Origin of the sequence: Planotetraspora sp. GP83, assembly GCF_041262585.1 — a bacterium.
In the GTDB taxonomy this organism is placed as follows: Bacteria; Actinomycetota; Actinomycetes; order Streptosporangiales; family Streptosporangiaceae; genus JAOEGB01.
Genome location: NZ_JBGCBZ010000004.1, coordinates 135,937 through 152,633, shown reverse-complemented (window position 1 = coordinate 152,633; position 16,697 = coordinate 135,937). Strand labels below are relative to the sequence as shown.

Genomic DNA, 16,697 nt, shown 5'->3' with positions numbered 1-16,697 from the left:
CATCGCCGCTCCCGCGGTCGTCAGCGGTCTTGAGGCCCTCTTGGCGCGGTCTTGGAGAGCGCCGCCAGGGCCTCCTTCTCCCACACCGGCGCGTCCCACCGCCGCGCGACCTCGACCGCGTGGGCGAAGTGCCCGGCGGCCTCGCCGGGCCGGTCCAGCAGCAGGGCCAGCTCACCGAGCGAATGCGCGACCGGCCGCAGCACCAGTGACGTGGACGGCGCGCCCGGAAGCTGGTCGCGGTAGGGGAGGAGCACCTCCATCATCTCCTCCGCCTCGTCCCGCTCCCCGAGCGCGACGACGGCCATCGCGCGCAGCGTGGCGAACACCGCCCGGAAGTAGTCGTTCCGCAGCGGAGGCCGGTGGACTCGCACCGCCCTCGCCTCGTCCACCCGGCCGTTCGCGGCGAGCGCGAGGGCGTAGCCGTCCGCGCCGGACGGGCCGTACTGCTCGCAGAGCGCGCGGAGCAGTCCCTCCTGCTCACCGATCCGGCCCTGGCTGATGCGGATCGACGTCAGGGCCATGCTGTAGACGCCGTAGGCGTGTATCGAGCCCTCGCGGCGCATCTTCTCGTAGGCCAGGCCGTACAGCCGCTCGGCCTCGTCGAAACGTCCGCCGACGTGCGCCAGGACGGCCTGGGCGCACATCCCCACCGAGAGCGCCTCCGCCATCTGGTAGGTCTGGGCGATCTCCATGCTCCGCCCGACGTGGGCGCGGAGCATGGCCGCGTCTCCCGCCGCCGTCGCGAGGGTGTATTCGGCGAACCACCGGTAAACGACCAGGTCGTGGTCGTCGGCGAGCGCCCGCAGCCGAATCGCGAGCGCGGCCCGCTCGTCCGGGGCGTGCTCGAAGGAGGTCTCCTTGATCAGCAGGGTGATGGCCAGTGCCTTCAAGGCCGGGTGGTCGAGGTGCTCCACCAGCGCCACCGCCTCCTGGGCGGCGGCGAGGCTGCGCGGGTCGCCCTCGCTGTCCATCTCGGCGACGAAGGCCGCCAGCAGGAGGCAGCGGGTGACCGGCTCCAGGTCGGTACGGCGCAGCAGCCGGCCGAGCAGCCGCACGGCGTCGGCGTCGATCGTCCCGTAGGGGCGGGTCTGCCAGGGCGTCGCCTCCGTCCAGGACGTGAAGGCGGCGATCAGCAGGTCGTCGCGGCCCGACTGCACGGCGATGCCGACGGCGCGCTGCCTGGACGCCCGCGCGGCGACGACGTCGCCCGCCCGGACCTGGGCCCGCAGCAGCTCGCCGAGCAGCGCCACCCGCCTGGCGTCGTGGTCCGCCGCCCCGGCCACCCGGTCGAAGCAGTCGAGCGCCTGGGACAGCAGCTCGGCGGCCGTGTCGTGCGCGTACCGCCGGGTGGCCATCTCAGCCGCCCGCACGGAGTAGTCCACCGCCATCGGGGCAGTCGCCGACGACGCGGCCCTGGCGTAGTGATAGGCAAGGGCGGTCAGGTCGTCCGGGTGGAGCTCCCGCAGCGCGGCGGCGACCCGGGCGTGCATCCGGGTGCGCCTCACCTGGGACAGGTCCTGATAGAGGGTGTCGCGCACGAGCGCGTGGACGAACCTGACGCGGCCCGGGGACGGCTCGGTGAGCAGGCCGGAGAAGACGCCCGCCTCCAGCGCGTCGAGGACGGCGTCCTCGGTGCCGTCGGCGGCGTTGACGAGCACCTCCACCTCGGCCTCACGGCCCACGACGGCGGCCAGCCGCAGGACGCTCACGGCGGCGGCCGGCAGCCGCGAGAGACGGCGCCGCAGGACGTCCCGCACGCCCTCGGGCACATCGGACAGCGTGCCCTCGCTCGCCAGCAGCCGGGCGCTCTCCCAGACGTAGAAGGGGTTGCCCCCGGTGCGCTCCGCGAGAGACGAGAGGGTCGCCGGATCGACCGGCCGGTCGCACACCGAGGTGACCAGGGTCTCGACCTCGGCGCCGGACAGCCCGCCGAGCTGCACCCGCACGGGGGAGTGCCGCGCCAGCGCTGCCAGGGCGTCCTCCTGCGCCTCCGTGACGTCCGACGGCCGGAGCGCGACGACGAGGAGGATGCGGGTGCCCGCCAGCTCCCCGGCGACGGAGGCGAGCAGGGCCAGGGTCTCGGCGTCGGCGCGGTGTACGTCGTCGAGCACGATGGCCAGCGCCCTCCGCGCGCCGTTGGAGGGGTTTCCCGCGATGGCCCGCAGCCACGCGGAGACCGCCCGGTGCAGGCGGAAGCGCCCCGCCGAGGCGTCCTCGATCACGTGGCCCTCGCCCAGCAACGGGGAGAGCGCGGCCTCGTGCTCGCCCGGCGGCACGACGCGGGCCAGCGGCCGCAGCGCCTCCAGCCAGGCCCATGCGGGGGGCGCGCCGTCGGTCTCCGGGCACCGGCCGACCGCGACCAGCCAGCTCGCCGGGTCGAGGCCCTCCTGCAGGCGGCCGAGCAGCGCCGACTTGCCCGCTCCCGCCTCGCCCGTCACCACGGCGATGCGGGGCATCCCGGCCAGCACGTCCCGCGCGGCCTCGTCGAGCGTGGCCAGCTCCGCCGTACGTCCCACGAACAGCGCCGGCCGTCCGGGCGCGCCGTGCGCCGGGGCCAAGCTGGGGGAGCCGTCAGGCGAGGTGAGGCGGGGGGAGCCGTCAGCTGGGGCCGCTACGGGGACGGAGGCGGCTGGTCGGCCTCGCTTGCCGTCGCCCAGCGAGGCGTGGAGCACCTCGACCCGCTGGCCGAGGATGGCGTCCTCCAGCGTCACCAGTGCGGGGTCCGGGTCGAGGCCCAGCTCGTCGGCGAGGGTGTGGCGGGCGCGGCGCAGCGCGGACAGCGCGTCGGCCTGCCGTCCGCTGCCCCACAGCGCGAGGGCCAGCAATCGCCAGCCCTCCTCGCGGAGCGGCTGCCTCCGGGTGAGCATCTCGGCCACCGGGACGGCGTCGGCGGCGGGCGCCGAGCGGAGCGTCGCCGCGACGAACAGCTCGCCGGCCGCCAGCCGCTGCTCCTCCAGCCGGGCGGCCTCGGCGACGGCCCACTCCTCGTCGGCGACCTCCGCGAACGCCTGCCCGCGCCACAGGGTCAGCCCCTCACCGAGGAGGGTCCTGGCCTCGGAGGGGCGGCTCTCGATCCGCTGCCGCGCTTCCTCGACCAGCCGCTCGAACCGCCAAGCGTCCACCTCGTCGCCGCCCAGCCGTACGGCATAGCCGGGGGCCGCGCTGACCAGGACGCGGGCAGGCGCGCGGGGAGGCCGGTCGGGCTCCAGGGCCCTCCGCAGGTTGGCGACATAGGTCTGGAGGGACGCGATGGCCTTCGCGGGAGGCTCCCCGCGCCACAGGTCCTCGATCAGCCGGTCGACGGACACCACGTCGCCCCTGGCGGCGATGAGCAGGGCCAGCACGGCGCGCTGGCGCGGCCCGCCGAGCTGCACCGTCGTCCGGTTCACCTCGGCGTCGAACGCGCCGAGCACACGAATGCGGATCATCGCCGGAACGGTCCGTTGAGCACGCGGACATCGTAGGTCACTTCGGGCCATCCGTCCCAAGACCGTCTCAAGAGGGCTCCAAGAAACCGGCCGGAGAGTGGAGGCGACCACCTGCGAGAGGAGACGAAGATGACCCCCGCCGCCCACGGTGCCGCCCACGGTGCCGCCCACACCCGTCCGGACACCCACGACATGCTCGTCGTCCACCGTGTGTTCCGCCGCGAGTCCCGCCTGCTGGCCGAGCTCGTGCCGGCGGTGTCCGAGGGGGACGCCGGACGGGCCCGGGTCCTCGCCGGGCACTTCCGCGACTACGCGCTGGGCCTGCACCACCATCATTCCGCCGAGGACGACCTGCTCTGGCCCAAGCTGCTGGCCCGGGTCGACATGGAGGCCGACCTGGTCCTGCGCATGGAGGCCCAGCACGAGACGATCTCGGCCACCCTCGACCAGGTCGCCGGGCTGCTACCGGAGTGGGAACGCACGGCCGCCGCGCCGGTGCGGGACCAGATCGCCCTCGCGCTGACCGGCCACCGGGCGGCCCTGGTCGAGCACCTGGGGGAGGAGGAGATCCACATCCTCCCACTGGCCGAGGAGCACCTCACCGCCGACGAGTGGGCGGAGTTGGGCGGCCGGTTCGCCACCGAGACCCCCAAGGACAAGCTGCTGTATTTCCTCGGCGCCCTCCTCGAGGAGGCGACCCCGGAGGAGCGCGCGGAGCTGCTCGGCGGCCTCCCGCTGCTGGCCCGGCTCGTCTGGCGGACCGTCGGCCGGCGCAAGTACGCCCGCCGGGCCCGCCAGGTTCGCGGCCAGTCCGGTTAGTCGGGTCGGTCGGGTCGGTCGGGTCGGTTAGTTGGGGGGTTGGTTCGCGGTCAGGCGGCGTCCGCGTCGCCGGTGGCCTGCTCGGCCGCGTCCTCCGGCGACTGCTCCAGGTCCTGATCGGCCTGGGCCTGGGCGGAGGCCTTGTCCAGGCGCACCCAGCTCACCACGCTCTCCACCGAGAACAGCACGACGAGGTAGGCCGTGAGGACCGCCGCCACCGGGGTCAGCAGGCCCGTCGCCGCGCCCACGCCGAGGAGCAGCAGGCGGACCTCCCAGCCCAGCCCCGCCCGGAACACCCAGGCCGGCGGCCAGATCCCCTGCCTGGTCCGATACACGGTGTCGTACGTGTGGTAGCCGACGATGTAGAGCAGTACGAACAGCAGCCACTTGGGCGTGTCCGCGGCCAGACCGAGCAGGATGATCGTGAGGAACTCGGTTCCGCGCAGCAGCGGTGGGATCAGCCAGTCCAACCGCCCGAGGTGGTCGCGCGGCGCCGTCGGGACGACCAGGGCGACGATCACCAGCACGGGAACCAGCAGGATCGGGCCCTTGCCGAGGGTCCCGGTGACCGCCAGGACGACGACGGTGGCCAGCGCCACGAGCATCGCGGGAACGGGCGGCAGGCCGGGGCCGAGGCGCCCCTTCAGCGCGGCGACGAGCGGGCCGTCGTCGCGGTAGGCCAGCAGCCGCTCGGTCTGGATGCGGCGGCGCTCCTCGTCGGGGTCGGGGATGGCGGTGACCTGCGGCTGGGTGATCATGCGAGAGACCTCAGAAGACGTCCGGTCAGGGTGTAGGTGGCAGCGACGCCGCCCCAGATCACCAGCGTGAGGAAGGTGACACGGGGGTCGAAGAAGGCGGCGGTGATCGCGATGGCGGCGAAGCGCTCGCCGATGGGGAACACGATCATCTTGCGGGCCCAGTGCACGGCGCGGAACCTGCCGGCCCTCGACCAGAGCCGCAGCAGGCCGCGGATGCCGGTGCTCTGGGTGACCTTGCGGTTCTCCAGCGCCCTGCGCAGCGGGCCGTCGTCGGCGGCCGACAGCGCCAGCGTCGGCAGCGGCGCGGGCGGCTTGCGCCGGTTGGCGGCGCCGAACGAGAAGTCGAGCAGGTGCTTGACCGTCTGGAGGCCCAGCGCGACCAGAGCCAGCGTCCACACGCCCTCGCCGTCGCCGAACTTCCCGGACACGGTGGCACCCACGGCGAGGCCGACGAAGACGGCGTACTCCTTGAACCGGTCGAATGTGGCGTCCAGCCAGGCGCCGAGCACGCCGAACTTCCGCGCGTACCTGGCGACCTGGCCGTCGACGCAGTCGAACACGAACGCGAAGTAGATCAGCACGCCGCCCGCGACCGCGCCCCAGCGGGTGCCGGTGGCGAAGGCGGCAGCGGACAGCAGGCCGAGGAAGATCGAGATCAGCGTGACCTGGTTGGGGGTCAGCCCCCGCCGGGCCGCCCACCGGGCGATGAACCGGGAGTAGGTGCTGACGAAGAAGGTGGTGAAGAAGCCGTCGGCGCCCTTCACGGCGTTGTCGAGCCGCGCCCGGTCCTCGTCGAACCCGGCCATCTCCGCCAGGGCCTCGTCGGCCTCCCACTGGGTCCGGACCCGCCGGTAGAACAGGTCGCGGCGGCCGCGGACGCCCACGGACACGCCCCGCCGTACGAGACCGAGGACGAGCAGCTCGGTCACGTCGTCCTCGGGCCCGAACAGGTGGGCCATGTCCGCCAGCTCGCGGGCGGCCTCGGCGAGGACGGCGGCGTGCCGCTGGTGAAGGTGGAAGGGCCCGAGCAGGACCGCGTTCGGCCGGGTCACGGCGTGGTATGCCGTGCCGACCGAGACGACGCGGCCGCGGCCGGCCCGGGCGCGCTGCGGCAGGCCCTCCATGACCTTCCGCCCGATCTCGGGCACCGCATCCTCGATCGGCGGCTCCTCCCCTTCGGTCTCCTCCCGGAGGATCAGCGCGATGGCGGCCCGCTTGGCCTTGGTGATCTGGTAGATCAGCTCGTCGTGCACCAGCGACTCGGCGGGGAGGATCAGCAGGTTGTCCGTCGCGCCCTCGACCGCGTCGGCCAGCGCGCGCAGATCCCCGGCGACGTCCGTGCTCTCCACGACCCGCCCGGGGTGCTCCCGGTAGGACGGAGCGTCGCCCGGCCGGGCGATCGTCACGGGCGCCGGGTCGAGAGAGGTGAGCTGCCCCAGCAGCCTGCCGTACGCGGTGGGCTGTCCGGCGAGGGATGTAAGGGTGATGTCCGTCGGCAGGACGGGCTGGCCGCCCGGGGGCGGAGGACCGATCGGGCCGGGCGGCGAGCCCAGCAGGACCACGCGGGTCATGGCACCCTTTCACGCAGCGGGGGGATCAGGCCGTACGGCTTGACCGGCGCGGGGAACTCCGCCGGAGGCCAAAGCTTAGTGAGCTTTCGGTCAAGCCGTCGCATCCCAGGTTTACCGTATGGACACCTGATGTCCAGCTTGTGGCCGGTTCCGCCGGAGTGGGAGAGATCAGATCCTTACCGAAATTTCACCATTTGGGGTGCTCGTAGGATGGCCGTGTGAGTCTTTACCGTGACGAGGGCGTCGTGCTTCGCACCCAGAAGCTGGGCGAGGCCGACCGCATCATCACGATCCTCACCAAACGCACGGGCAAGGTCCGCGGCGTCGCCAAGGGCGTGCGCAAGACCATGTCGCGGTTCGGCGCGCGGCTGGAGCCGTTCTCCCACGTCGATCTGCAGCTCCACGCCGGCCGGACGCTCGACGTGATCACCCAGGTCGAGACCATCCGCCCGTACGGCGAGGCGCTCGTGAGCGACTATCCCCGCTACACCGCCGGGACCGCGATGCTGGAGACCGCCGACCGGCTGACCATGGGGGAGAAGGAGCCCGCGCTGCGCCAGTTCCTGCTGCTGGTGGGAGGGCTGCGCACGCTCGTCGAGGGCGGCCACGAGGCCCGGCTGGTGCTCGACGCCTACTTCCTGCGCTCGCTGGCGGTCGCGGGCTACGCCCCCGCGCTGTCGGAGTGCGCCCGGTGCGGCGCGGACGCCGTGCGGGCCTTCGCGATCGTGGCCGGCGGCGTGGTCTGCGGCGGCTGCCGTCCCACGGGCGCGGCCGTGCCCGCGGCCGAGACGATCGCGCTGATGATCGCGCTGCTGCGGGGAGACTGGCCGGCCGCCGACTCCTCCGAGCCCCGGCACCGCACCGAGTGCAGCGGCCTCGTGGCGGCCTACCTCCAGTGGCACCTGGAGCACGGCATCCGCTCCCTGCGGCACGTCGAGCGGGACGAGCCGGCGAACGGCGGGTGGCGATCCACACAGGACCCGCACATTTCGCGCACCTGAGACCCGGCGGCACGCAATACGCTCATGAGCATGGTCCGTCCTCCTACTCCGCATCCGTCCGGGGCGACCCCGCCCGCCATCCCGCGCGACCTTCTGCCCCGGCACGTCGCGATCGTCATGGACGGCAACGGCCGCTGGGCCAAGGCCCGGGGCCTGCCCAGGACCGAGGGTCACAAGATGGGCGAGGCGTCGCTGTTCGACGTCATCGAAGGCGCGATCGAGGTGGGCATCCCCTATCTGTCGGCGTACGCGTTCTCCACGGAGAACTGGAAGCGCTCGCCCGACGAGGTCCGCTTCCTGATGGGCTTCAACCGCGACGTGATCCGCCGCCGCCGCGACGAGCTCAACGCGATGGGGGTCCGGGTCCGCTGGGCCGGGCGTCCCGGGCGGCTCTGGAAGAGCGTCATCAAGGAGCTCCAGGACGCCGAGCGCATGACGACGCGCAACACGACGCTGACGCTGCAGTTCTGCGTCAACTACGGCGGCCGGGCCGAGATCGTGGACGCCGCCGTGAAGCTCGCGCAGGACATCGCCGCGGGCCGGGTCAAGCCGGGGAAAGTGTCGGAGCAGACCTTCGCCCGTTACCTCGACGAGCCTGACATTCCCGACGTGGACCTGTTCCTGCGCTCCTCAGGCGAGCAGCGCACCTCCAACTTCCTGCTCTGGCAGGCCGCCTACGCCGAGATGGTCTTCCTCAACCAGCTCTGGCCCGACTTCGACCGCCGCGACCTCTGGCAGGCGTGCGAGATCTACGCCAAGCGCGACAGAAGGTACGGCGGGGCCCTGCCGAACGAGGTCCGCTGAGTCGTCTTATGTTATGGCCGGGCTCAGGCCCGCCTGCGGGCCCGGTACGCGGCGACGTGCATGCGGTTGCCGCAGGTGCGGCTGTCGCAGTAGACGCGGGACCGGTTGCGCGACTCGTCGACGAACACGTGGGAGCAGCCGGGGGCGGCGCACGTGCGCAGCCGCTCCCACTCGTCCTCGACCAGCACGTGGGCGAGGGCCACGCCGCAGTCCGCGGCGAGGTGCTCCGCGATCGACGCGCCGGGCGCGAAGTAGTGCACGTGCAGCGCGAACCCGTCGTGCTCGGTGAGGCTGGGCGTGATCCGCGTGCGGCCGAGCAGCGTGTTGAGCCGGGCGACCGCCGTCGTCCGATCGGGGGCGGTGAAGACCTCGTGGAACGCGTCCCGCAGCACCCGGACCTCGGCGAGGTCGCGGTGGGTGAGCGCCGCCACCCCGCTGACCTGGCGGCGCCGCACGAACGCCTCGAGGTCTTCGACGCCGGCCAGCCCGTCGCGCTCGCCTGCCGCGGGCGAGGTGTTGATCAGGTCCACCACGGTGGCCAGCGAGAACACCATGTCATGGCTGAACGGCACGGCATCTCCCTATTTCCCGGCGCAGGCAGCGTACCTCTCGGGGCGGCCCGGCGTGGCGACATGACCACATATCCGTGTCACGATCATGCGGCGGTCACCTCGTCGCGTCACCCCGCCGCGCACGACGAGCAGGTGCCGAAGACCTCGACGGTGTGGGTGATCTCGGTGAAGCCGTGCTCCGCGCCGACGACCTCGGCCCACCGCTCGACGTCGGGACCGGCCACCTCGACCGTGCGCCCGCAGCGGCGGCAGACGAGATGGTGGTGGTGGGTGTCGCTCTCGCACGCCCGGTAGACGGACTCGCCGTCGTCGGTGCGCAGAACGTCGACCCGGCCGTCGTCGGACAGGGACTGCAGCGCCCGGTAAACGGTGGTCAGGCCGATCTTCGCGCCGTCCGCCCGCATCTTCGTGAACACGTCCTGAGCGCTCCGGAACCCTCGGCTCTGGCGGAGGGTCGCGTGAACGGCGTCGCGGCTCTTACTCATGAGGGACTCCCGTGTACGGCGTGGCCACTTCGAATCTACCGATGCTCACAGGAGTCCGAGCCGCGTGGCGGCGAGCAGCAGCAGGAAGGTCACGACCGCCACGCGGAGCACCCGGCCGCCGAGCCGGAGCGAGGGCCACGACAGGTAGGCCAGCCAGACGACGAAGCCCAGCACGGGAAGCACGGCGAGGGCGCCCCGCCAGTCGGCGACGACCATGCCGGCGAGCAGCAGCGCGACCATCACGACGGGGACCAGCCAGCGCGGCAGCTGGAACAGGAACACCAGGGGCGTCGCGCTCTTCTGCTCGACCGCCTTCCTGAGCCCCGTCGCGCCGGGCGTGACGAACTGCTCGCCCGCGGGCAGCGGCCGCCCCGGCCCTGTTGTCGCCCCTGCCCCCGTCCGCGCACGTGGCTGGGCACGTGGCTGGGCCCCCGGGGCGGGCTTCCTCGCCAGGGGATGGGCCGTGACCCTGGGCCGGCGCGTCGGATCGGTTTCGCTTCCCACGAGTCGAGCCTAGCGCCCGAAGGCGCACCCCGGCCGGGCCGATGCCGCGGCCCCTCATCCGCCCTTCATGTGCCCCTTCATGCGGGCCGTACCGGATGGATGGCATGCTTGGCGGCATGCTCTCCCTGATCCGCTATTCGGTGCCCGGCGCCAGGACCGAGGAGTTCACGGCGCAGGCCCGCGACATCCTCGACGTGCTGGCGGCCCAGCCCGGCTACCTGTGGGGCCAGGTCGGCAGGTCGGTCGACGAGCCGGCCCTGTGGGCGCTGGTCAGCGAGTGGGAGGGCGCGGGTTACTACCGCCGGGCGCTGTCGGCCGCGCGGATGGCCATGTACCCGCTCATGACCCTGATGATCAACGAGCCGAGCGCCTTCGAGGGCGTGTACGGCCTGCCGGAGACCCCGGAGGGGGATCTTCCCGGGATCGATCGCGCGGGAACCACGGGCGAGGCCTGAGCGAACGGCCGCCGGATTCCCCTAAGCTTGAGCACAGATTCGGGCAGGTGCCGAGCCTCTTGCCGCCTGCGGCACGCGATCCGGCCGGCCCGCCCGATCGACGCACCGATCGGAAAACCGATCCCGAACACCTGATCTCAGGGCCGACACCCAGCCGGATGGAGTTCCACTCATGGCACGTCGCACCGACGTCTTGGAAACGATCGTCAGCCTCGCCAAGCGCCGCGGGCTGGTCTTCCCGTCGAGCGAGATCTACGGCGGTCTGCGGGCGTCGTGGGACTACGGGCCCCTCGGTGTCGAGCTGAAGAACAACGTCAAGCGCGAGTGGTGGAAGTCCGTCGTGCAGGGCCGCGACGACGTCGTCGGCCTCGACTCGTGCGTGATCCTCGCCCCCGAGGTGTGGCAGGCCAGCGGCCACGTGGAGACCTTCACCGACCCGCTGACCGAGTGCCAGTCGTGCCACAAGCGCTTCCGGGCCGACCACCTCCTGGAGGCGTACGCCGCCAAGCACGGCGGCGAGCCCGCGGGCGGCCTGGCCGACATCACCTGTCCCAACTGCGGCAACAAGGGCGCGTTCACGCAGCCGAGGCAGTTCAGCGGCCTGCTCAAGACCTACCTGGGCCCGGTGGAGGACGAGTCCGGCCTGGCCTACCTCCGGCCGGAGACCGCCCAGGGCATCTTCATCAACTACCTGAACGTGCAGCAGTCGGCGCGCAGGAAGATCCCGTTCGGCATCGGCCAGCAGGGCAAGTCGTTCCGCAACGAGATCACCCCGGGTAACTTCATCTTCCGGACCCGCGAGTTCGAGCAGATGGAGATGGAGTTCTTCGTCAAGCCGGGCACCGACGAGGAGTGGCACCAGTACTGGATCGACGAGCGCCTGCGGTGGTATGTCGATCTCGGCATCAACAAGGACAACCTGCGCCTCTACGAGCACCCGAAGGACAAGCTGTCCCACTACTCCAAGCGCACCGTGGACATCGAGTACCGCTTCAACTTCACGGGCACCGAGTGGGGCGAGCTGGAGGGCATCGCCAACCGCACCGACTTCGACCTGACGGCGCACAGCAAGGCGTCGGGCACGGATCTGTCGTTCTTCGAGCAGGACACGGGCGAGCGCTACGTGCCGTACGTCATCGAGCCCGCGGCCGGTGTGGACCGGGCCGCGCTGACCTTCCTCCTCGACGCCTACACGGTGGACGAGGCGCCCAACGCGAAGGGCGTCATGGAGGAGCGCACGGTCATGCGGCTCGACCACCGGCTCGCGCCGGTCAAGGTCGCGGTGCTGCCGCTGTCTCGCAACGCCGACCTGTCGCCGATGGCCCGTGACCTGGCCGCGCAGCTGCGCCGCCGGTGGAACGTGGACTTCGACGACGCGGGCGCGATCGGCCGCCGCTACCGCCGCCAGGACGAGATCGGCACGCCGTTCGCGATCACGGTCGACTTCGGCACCCCGCAGGACCAGGCCGTGACGATCCGCGAGCGCGACACCATGGCCCAGCAGCGGGTCGCCCTCGACCAGGTGGAGTCCTACCTCCGCCAGCACCTCAACGACTGACGAGCACGCGAGAAGGCGCCTTCCGGGAGATCCAGGAAGGCGCCTTCTCGCGTACGGGGCTCTGTCAGGCGAGGGTCAGCAGCGGAGGCCGTTGACGGGGACCCTGCCGTCGAGCAGGTAGGCGTTGACCGCCGTGTCGATGCAGGCGCTCTGGCCGTACGCGCCGTGGCCCTCGCCGTTGAGGGTGAGCAGCACAGCGGTGCGGAGCTGCTTGGTCAGGCTCGGCGCCCATTGGTACGGCGTGGCCGGGTCGTGGGTCACCCCGACCACCACGATCGGCTTGGAGCCCGTGGCGTCGATGTGCTTGTTGGCGTCGTCTCCGGGCACCGGCCACACGCTGCAGATCCCGGAGCTCGACGCGGTGGCGGCGAAGAGCGGGGTCGCCTTCCTGAGCCGGCCCGCCAGCCCCACCGCCTGCGCCACGGTGGGCCGGTCGGTGTGGTCCGCGCAGAGCACGGCGGGCAGGGAGAACTGCAGGGTCGAGTAGGAGCCGTTCGGCTGCCGCCCGGCGTACTCGTCGGCCAGTGTGAGCAGGCCGCTCCCGTCGCCCTTCCGCGCGTCGTTGACCGCCTCGGTGAGCAGCGGCCAGGCGAGCCTGCTGTACAGGGCCTGCGTGATGCCGGATCTCGCGACGGTCGCGTTGACCTCGCGCGCGCCGACCTTCAGCGGCTGACGCCCGAGGGTGTCGAGGAGCCCGAGGACGGTCGCGTTCGCCGTGGTGGGGTCCGCCCCGAGCGGGCAGCTCACCTTGGTCTTCGCGCAGTCGGCGAGGTAGTCCTCGTAGGCCCGCTGGAAGCCGAGGGACTGGGTCTTCGCCATGTCGAGCAGGCCCACCGTGGGGTCGAGGGCCGCGTCGAGCACCATCCGGCCCACCTTCTTCGGGTATTGCGTGGCGTAGACCGCCCCGAGGTGGGTGCCGTAGGAGAAGCCGAAGTAGTTGAGCTGCGGCTCGCCCAGGGCGTCGCGCAGGGACTCCATGTCGCGGGCCGCGTTGATCGTGCCGACGTAGGGAAGGATCCTGCCCGCGTTCCGCTGGCACCCCCTGGCGAACTCGGTGAGGAGGGCCGTCTCCTTGTCGACGCTGTCGCTGGGCTCCTCGGTGAGGTACTGGTCCATCCGCTGGTCGCTCAGGCACCGGATCCCGCTGCTGCGGTCGACGCCGCGGGGATCGAAGCTGACCAGGTCGTAGCGCCGGCCGAGGACCCCGAAGGCGGACGCCGCGTTGAGCAGCGTGGAGACCCCCGAGCCGCCCGGCCCGCCGAAGTTGAACACCAGCGAGCCCAGCCGCTGGGCGGGGTCGGTCGCCCGGAGCCGGATCAGCGCGATCCCGACCTTCTCCCCGTCGGGCTTGGCGTAGTCGAGCGGCACCTTCATCGTCGCGCACTGGAAGCCCGACGCCGTCGAGACCTGCTCGCACTGCTTCCACGCCAGAGGGTCGTGAGGAGTGGCGTAACCGGCGGTCGTGACCTGCCCCGGCCCGCAGGCGGTGGCTCCCACCCCCAGCGAGCCGAGCCCCACGATCCCCGCCAGCACGACCTGCCAGACCCTGCGAGACACGAGCACCCTCCACAATCGACGTCATTCGGAGGGTTGTTCATTTATACCGTACGGCCGTGCGGCGCCGTCGGGCGGACTCACCGATAGCGACGCCTGCCGGATGGCCGGGGAATGGTCTAAACCAATTAACACCGGGGAAACATGCGGTGAATCCGCCCAATGCTCGAAATTGGTTTATACCAGTGGTCTAGGCCCATGGAAAAACGAGCGATCTTTACGGGGATAAGTAGTGGATTAGACCTCTACGGTGTCGTCTAGCTGGCCATATGGCTTATCGGCTGGGGTGTGATGTTTGATGGCCTTCTTCGTCGGTAGAGTCCGGGTGCGGGGTCGATCCGCGCGTTTAATTTGAAGTCGCGAAGGAGCTCACGTGCCCAAGTACGTTTACGACTTCACCGAGGGCAACAAGGACCTCAAGGACCTGCTCGGCGGTAAGGGCGCCAATCTGGCGGAAATGACCAACCTCGGTCTCCCGGTGCCTCCCGGTTTCACGATCACGACAGAGGCGTGCCGTCACTACCTCGGCCACGGCGGCATGCCGTACGGGCTCGGCGACGAGATCGCGATCCACCTGGCGGACCTGGAGAGCCGGATGGGCAAGCGGCTGGGCGACGCGGACGACCCGCTGCTGGTCAGCGTCAGGTCCGGGGCCAAGTTCTCCATGCCGGGCATGATGGAGACGGTCCTCAACATCGGCCTCAACGACCAGTCCGTCCTCGGCCTCGCCAAGCAGTCGGGCAACGAGCGCTTCGCGTGGGACTCCTACCGCAGGCTCATCCAGATGTTCGGCAAGACGGTGCTGGACATCGAGGGCGAGCTGTTCGAGGGCGCGCTCGACGAGCTGAAGGGCGACCGGGAGGACACCGACCTCGACGCCGCCGACCTTCAGCGGCTCGTCGAGACGTACAAGGGCATCGTGCTCGCGGAGAGCGGCCGCGAGTTCCCCGTGGACCCCCGCGAGCAGATGGACCTGGCGATCATGGCCGTGTTCGAGTCGTGGAACTCGTCCCGCGCCGTCCTCTACCGGCGGCAGGAGCGCATCCCCACCGACCTCGGCACCGCGGTCAACGTGGTGGCGATGGTCTTCGGCAACCTCGGCATGGACTCCGGCACCGGCGTCGCCTTCACCCGCGACCCCGGCTCGGGACAGCAGGGTGTCTACGGCGACTACCTGCAGAACGCCCAGGGAGAGGACGTCGTCGCCGGGATCCGCAACACCGTGCCGCTCCAGGACCTGGAGGCGATCAACCCGGCGGCCTACCGCGAGCTGCTGGACATCATGGCCACGCTGGAGAACCACTACCGCGACCTGTGCGACATCGAGTTCACCGTAGAGCGGGGCAAGCTCTGGATGCTGCAGACCCGCGTGGGCAAGCGGACGGCGGGCGCGGCCTTCCGCATCGCCACCCAGCTCGTGGACGAGGGCCTCATCGGCATGGACGAGGCCGTCACGCGGGTGACCGGGGACCAGCTCGCGCAGCTCATGTTCCCCCGGTTCTCCACGACCGCCGGAAACACGCGGCTCACCACCGGCATGAACGCCTCGCCGGGGGCCGCCGTGGGCAAGGTCGTCTTCACCTCCGCCAGGGCCGTCGAGCTGGCCGGCCGGGGGGAGGCGGTCATCCTCGTCCGCCGTGAGACCAACCCCGACGACCTCTCCGGCATGATCGCGGCCCAGGGCGTCCTCACCTCGCGGGGCGGCAAGACCTCGCACGCCGCCGTGGTCGCCCGGGGCATGGGCAAGACCTGCGTCTGCGGCGCGGAGGAGCTGGAGGTCGACGTCCGCGCCGGACGGTTCACCGCGCCGGGCGGGATCACGGTCGAGGAGGGCGACGTCATCTCCATCGACGGCGGCAACGGGGCTGTCTACCTGGGCGAGGTGCCCGTGGTCGCCTCGCCCGTGGTGGAGTATTTCGAGGGCGGCCGGCCCGGCGACGACCTCGTCGCCGCCGTGGACCGGATCATGACTCACGCCGACTCCGCGCGCCGCCTCGCCGTACGGGCCAACGCCGACACGCCGGAGGACGCCGCCCGCGCCCGGCGGTTCGGCGCCCAGGGCGTCGGGCTGTGCCGTACGGAGCACATGTTCCTGGGCGACCGGCGGCAGCTCGTCGAGGACCTCATCCTGGCCGTCACGCCGAAGGAACGGCAGGCAGCGCTGGACGCGCTCGAACCGCTGCAGACGGCCGACTTCACCGGGTTGTTCGCGGCGATGGACGGCCTGCCGGTCACCATCCGGCTGATCGACCCGCCGTTGCACGAGTTCCTGCCCGACCTCACCGACCTGTCGGTCAAGGTGGCCCTGGCCGGGGACCGGGCGACCGAGAAGGACCGCAGGCTCCTCGACGCCGTCAAGCGGCTGCACGAGCAGAACCCGATGCTCGGCCTGCGCGGAGTGCGGCTCGGCCTGGCCATTCCCGGCCTGTTCGCGATGCAGGTGCGGGCCATCGCGGCGGCGGCCAAGCGGAGCGCCGGCCCGAAGGTCGAGATCATGATCCCGCTGGTCGGCGCCGTCCAGGAGCTGGAGATCGTGCGGGAGGAGGTGCTGGAGATCCTCGCGGAGGCGGGCGTTGAGGCCCTCGTCGGCACGATGATCGAGGTGCCGCGGGCCGCGCTGACCGCCGGGCAGATCGCCGAGGCGGCCCAGTTCTTCTCGTTCGGCACCAACGACCTCACTCAGATGACCTGGGGATTCTCGCGGGACGACGTCGAGAGCGCCTTCTTCGGCAAGTATCTCGATCTCGGCGTCTTCGGCGTCTCGCCGTTCGAGTCGATCGACAGGGACGGCGTGGGCCGGCTCATGCGGATCGCCGCCGAGGAGGGCAGGAAGACCAGGCCCGACCTCAAGCTCGGCATCTGCGGCGAGCACGGCGGCGATCCCGACTCCGTGCACTTCTGCCACGAGATCGGGCTCGACTACGTCTCGTGCTCGCCGTTCCGCATCCCGGTCGCGCGGCTGGAGGCGGGCCGGGTTGCCCTGACCAGCACCGGATCCGACAGCCGCTGACCTTCGCCGTGATCATGCAGGGTTTCCCGGGCGGCGCGACGACGTCGGGTTCCCTGAAACGTGATCATGCATGGATTCCTCCGCACCCGGTCCGATCAGCGCCGCCACTTTTGGTGATCATGCAGCGTCCCGTCCGATGGGGCGCTGCATGATCACGCCACACACGGTGCCGGGTGGG

Annotated in this window: 13 protein-coding genes; 6 read left to right on the top strand and 7 right to left on the bottom strand. The window is 71.5% G+C overall.

Annotation, left to right across the window (positions count from 1 at the left end; genetic code table 11):
• Positions 1–20: 20 nt before the first annotated feature.
• A complete protein-coding gene (locus ABH927_RS07355) occupies positions 21–3,428 on the bottom strand; it encodes a BTAD domain-containing putative transcriptional regulator (RefSeq protein WP_370019277.1) in 3,408 nt (1,135 codons plus the stop codon).
• A gap of 129 nt (positions 3,429–3,557) precedes the next feature.
• On the opposite strand from ABH927_RS07355, the gene ABH927_RS07350 reads away from it, so the two are divergent.
• Positions 3,558–4,247, top strand: a complete 690-nt coding sequence (locus tag ABH927_RS07350) for a hemerythrin domain-containing protein (RefSeq protein ID WP_370019275.1) — start codon at positions 3,558–3,560, stop codon at positions 4,245–4,247.
• Positions 4,248–4,297: 50 nt separating this feature from the next.
• On the opposite strand, the gene ABH927_RS07345 is transcribed toward ABH927_RS07350, so the two are convergent.
• Together ABH927_RS07345 and ABH927_RS07340 are read right to left on the bottom strand one after the other, a co-directional pair.
• A complete protein-coding gene (locus tag ABH927_RS07345; protein ID WP_370019274.1) occupies positions 4,298–5,005 on the bottom strand; it encodes a DUF5941 domain-containing protein in 708 nt (235 codons plus the stop codon).
• Entirely contained in the window at positions 5,002–6,576 is a 1,575-nt protein-coding gene (locus ABH927_RS07340; RefSeq protein ID WP_370019272.1) for a CDP-alcohol phosphatidyltransferase family protein, read from the bottom strand. The genes ABH927_RS07345 and ABH927_RS07340 overlap by 4 nt, the downstream gene beginning before the upstream one ends.
• A 218-nt stretch (positions 6,577–6,794) precedes the next feature.
• Between ABH927_RS07340 and recO the strand changes: the two genes are divergently transcribed.
• Both recO and ABH927_RS07330 read left to right on the top strand, forming a co-directional pair.
• Positions 6,795–7,577 (top strand): DNA repair protein RecO, encoded by a 783-nt coding sequence (gene recO / locus ABH927_RS07335; protein WP_370019270.1) that lies wholly within the window; start codon positions 6,795–6,797, stop codon positions 7,575–7,577.
• 30 nt (positions 7,578–7,607) lie between these two features.
• Positions 7,608–8,381: an isoprenyl transferase gene (locus ABH927_RS07330; RefSeq protein ID WP_370019268.1), complete on the top strand. Its 774-nt coding sequence runs from the start codon at positions 7,608–7,610 to the stop codon at positions 8,379–8,381.
• Between the two features lie 23 nt (positions 8,382–8,404).
• On the opposite strand, the gene ABH927_RS07325 is transcribed toward ABH927_RS07330, so the two are convergent.
• The 3 genes from ABH927_RS07325 to ABH927_RS07315 all read right to left on the bottom strand — a co-directional run bounded on the left by ABH927_RS07325 (position 8,405) and on the right by ABH927_RS07315 (position 9,942).
• Complete coding sequence (locus ABH927_RS07325) at positions 8,405–8,953, bottom strand: CGNR zinc finger domain-containing protein (protein WP_370019267.1); 549 nt, start codon at positions 8,951–8,953, stop codon at positions 8,405–8,407.
• 107 nt (positions 8,954–9,060) lie between these two features.
• Positions 9,061–9,438 (bottom strand): Fur family transcriptional regulator, encoded by a 378-nt coding sequence (locus tag ABH927_RS07320; RefSeq protein WP_370019265.1) that lies wholly within the window; start codon positions 9,436–9,438, stop codon positions 9,061–9,063.
• A 45-nt stretch (positions 9,439–9,483) separates the two neighbouring features.
• A complete protein-coding gene (locus ABH927_RS07315; RefSeq protein WP_370019263.1) occupies positions 9,484–9,942 on the bottom strand; it encodes a DUF6703 family protein in 459 nt (152 codons plus the stop codon).
• A gap of 116 nt (positions 9,943–10,058) precedes the next feature.
• Here ABH927_RS07315 and ABH927_RS07310 point away from each other — a divergent pair, with 116 nt between their 5' ends.
• Together ABH927_RS07310 and ABH927_RS07305 are read left to right on the top strand one after the other, a co-directional pair.
• The gene (locus ABH927_RS07310; RefSeq protein WP_370019261.1) at positions 10,059–10,397 is read left to right on the top strand and encodes an antibiotic biosynthesis monooxygenase; all 339 of its coding nucleotides are present in this window, start codon (positions 10,059–10,061) and stop codon (positions 10,395–10,397) included.
• Positions 10,398–10,569: 172 nt separating this feature from the next.
• A complete protein-coding gene (locus ABH927_RS07305; protein ID WP_370019259.1) occupies positions 10,570–11,955 on the top strand; it encodes a glycine--tRNA ligase in 1,386 nt (461 codons plus the stop codon).
• Positions 11,956–12,030: 75 nt separating this feature from the next.
• Here ABH927_RS07305 and ABH927_RS07300 read toward each other — a convergent pair whose 3' ends face one another.
• The gene (locus ABH927_RS07300; protein ID WP_370019257.1) at positions 12,031–13,512 is read right to left on the bottom strand and encodes an alpha/beta hydrolase; all 1,482 of its coding nucleotides are present in this window, start codon (positions 13,510–13,512) and stop codon (positions 12,031–12,033) included.
• 370 nt (positions 13,513–13,882) lie between these two features.
• Between ABH927_RS07300 and ppdK the strand changes: the two genes are divergently transcribed.
• Positions 13,883–16,519, top strand: a complete 2,637-nt coding sequence (ppdK, locus tag ABH927_RS07295) for a pyruvate, phosphate dikinase (protein WP_370019255.1) — start codon at positions 13,883–13,885, stop codon at positions 16,517–16,519.
• Positions 16,520–16,697 lie beyond the last annotated feature (178 nt).

Bases quoted from the DNA above. Each gene is read 5' to 3' on its own strand.
- ABH927_RS07350 (WP_370019275.1), top strand. From the start codon at position 3,558: ATGACCCCCGCCGCCCACGGTGCCGCCCACGGTGCCGCCCACACCCGT.
- ABH927_RS07310 (WP_370019261.1), top strand. From the start codon at position 10,059: ATGCTCTCCCTGATCCGCTATTCGGTGCCCGGCGCCAGGACCGAGGAG.
- ABH927_RS07340 (WP_370019272.1), bottom strand. From the start codon at position 6,576: ATGACCCGCGTGGTCCTGCTGGGCTCGCCGCCCGGCCCGATCGGTCCT.
- ABH927_RS07320 (WP_370019265.1), bottom strand. From the start codon at position 9,438: ATGAGTAAGAGCCGCGACGCCGTTCACGCGACCCTCCGCCAGAGCCGA.
- ABH927_RS07330 (WP_370019268.1), top strand. From the start codon at position 7,608: ATGGTCCGTCCTCCTACTCCGCATCCGTCCGGGGCGACCCCGCCCGCC.
- ABH927_RS07345 (WP_370019274.1), bottom strand. From the start codon at position 5,005: ATGATCACCCAGCCGCAGGTCACCGCCATCCCCGACCCCGACGAGGAG.
- ABH927_RS07355 (WP_370019277.1), bottom strand. From the start codon at position 3,428: ATGATCCGCATTCGTGTGCTCGGCGCGTTCGACGCCGAGGTGAACCGG.
- ABH927_RS07305 (WP_370019259.1), top strand. From the start codon at position 10,570: ATGGCACGTCGCACCGACGTCTTGGAAACGATCGTCAGCCTCGCCAAG.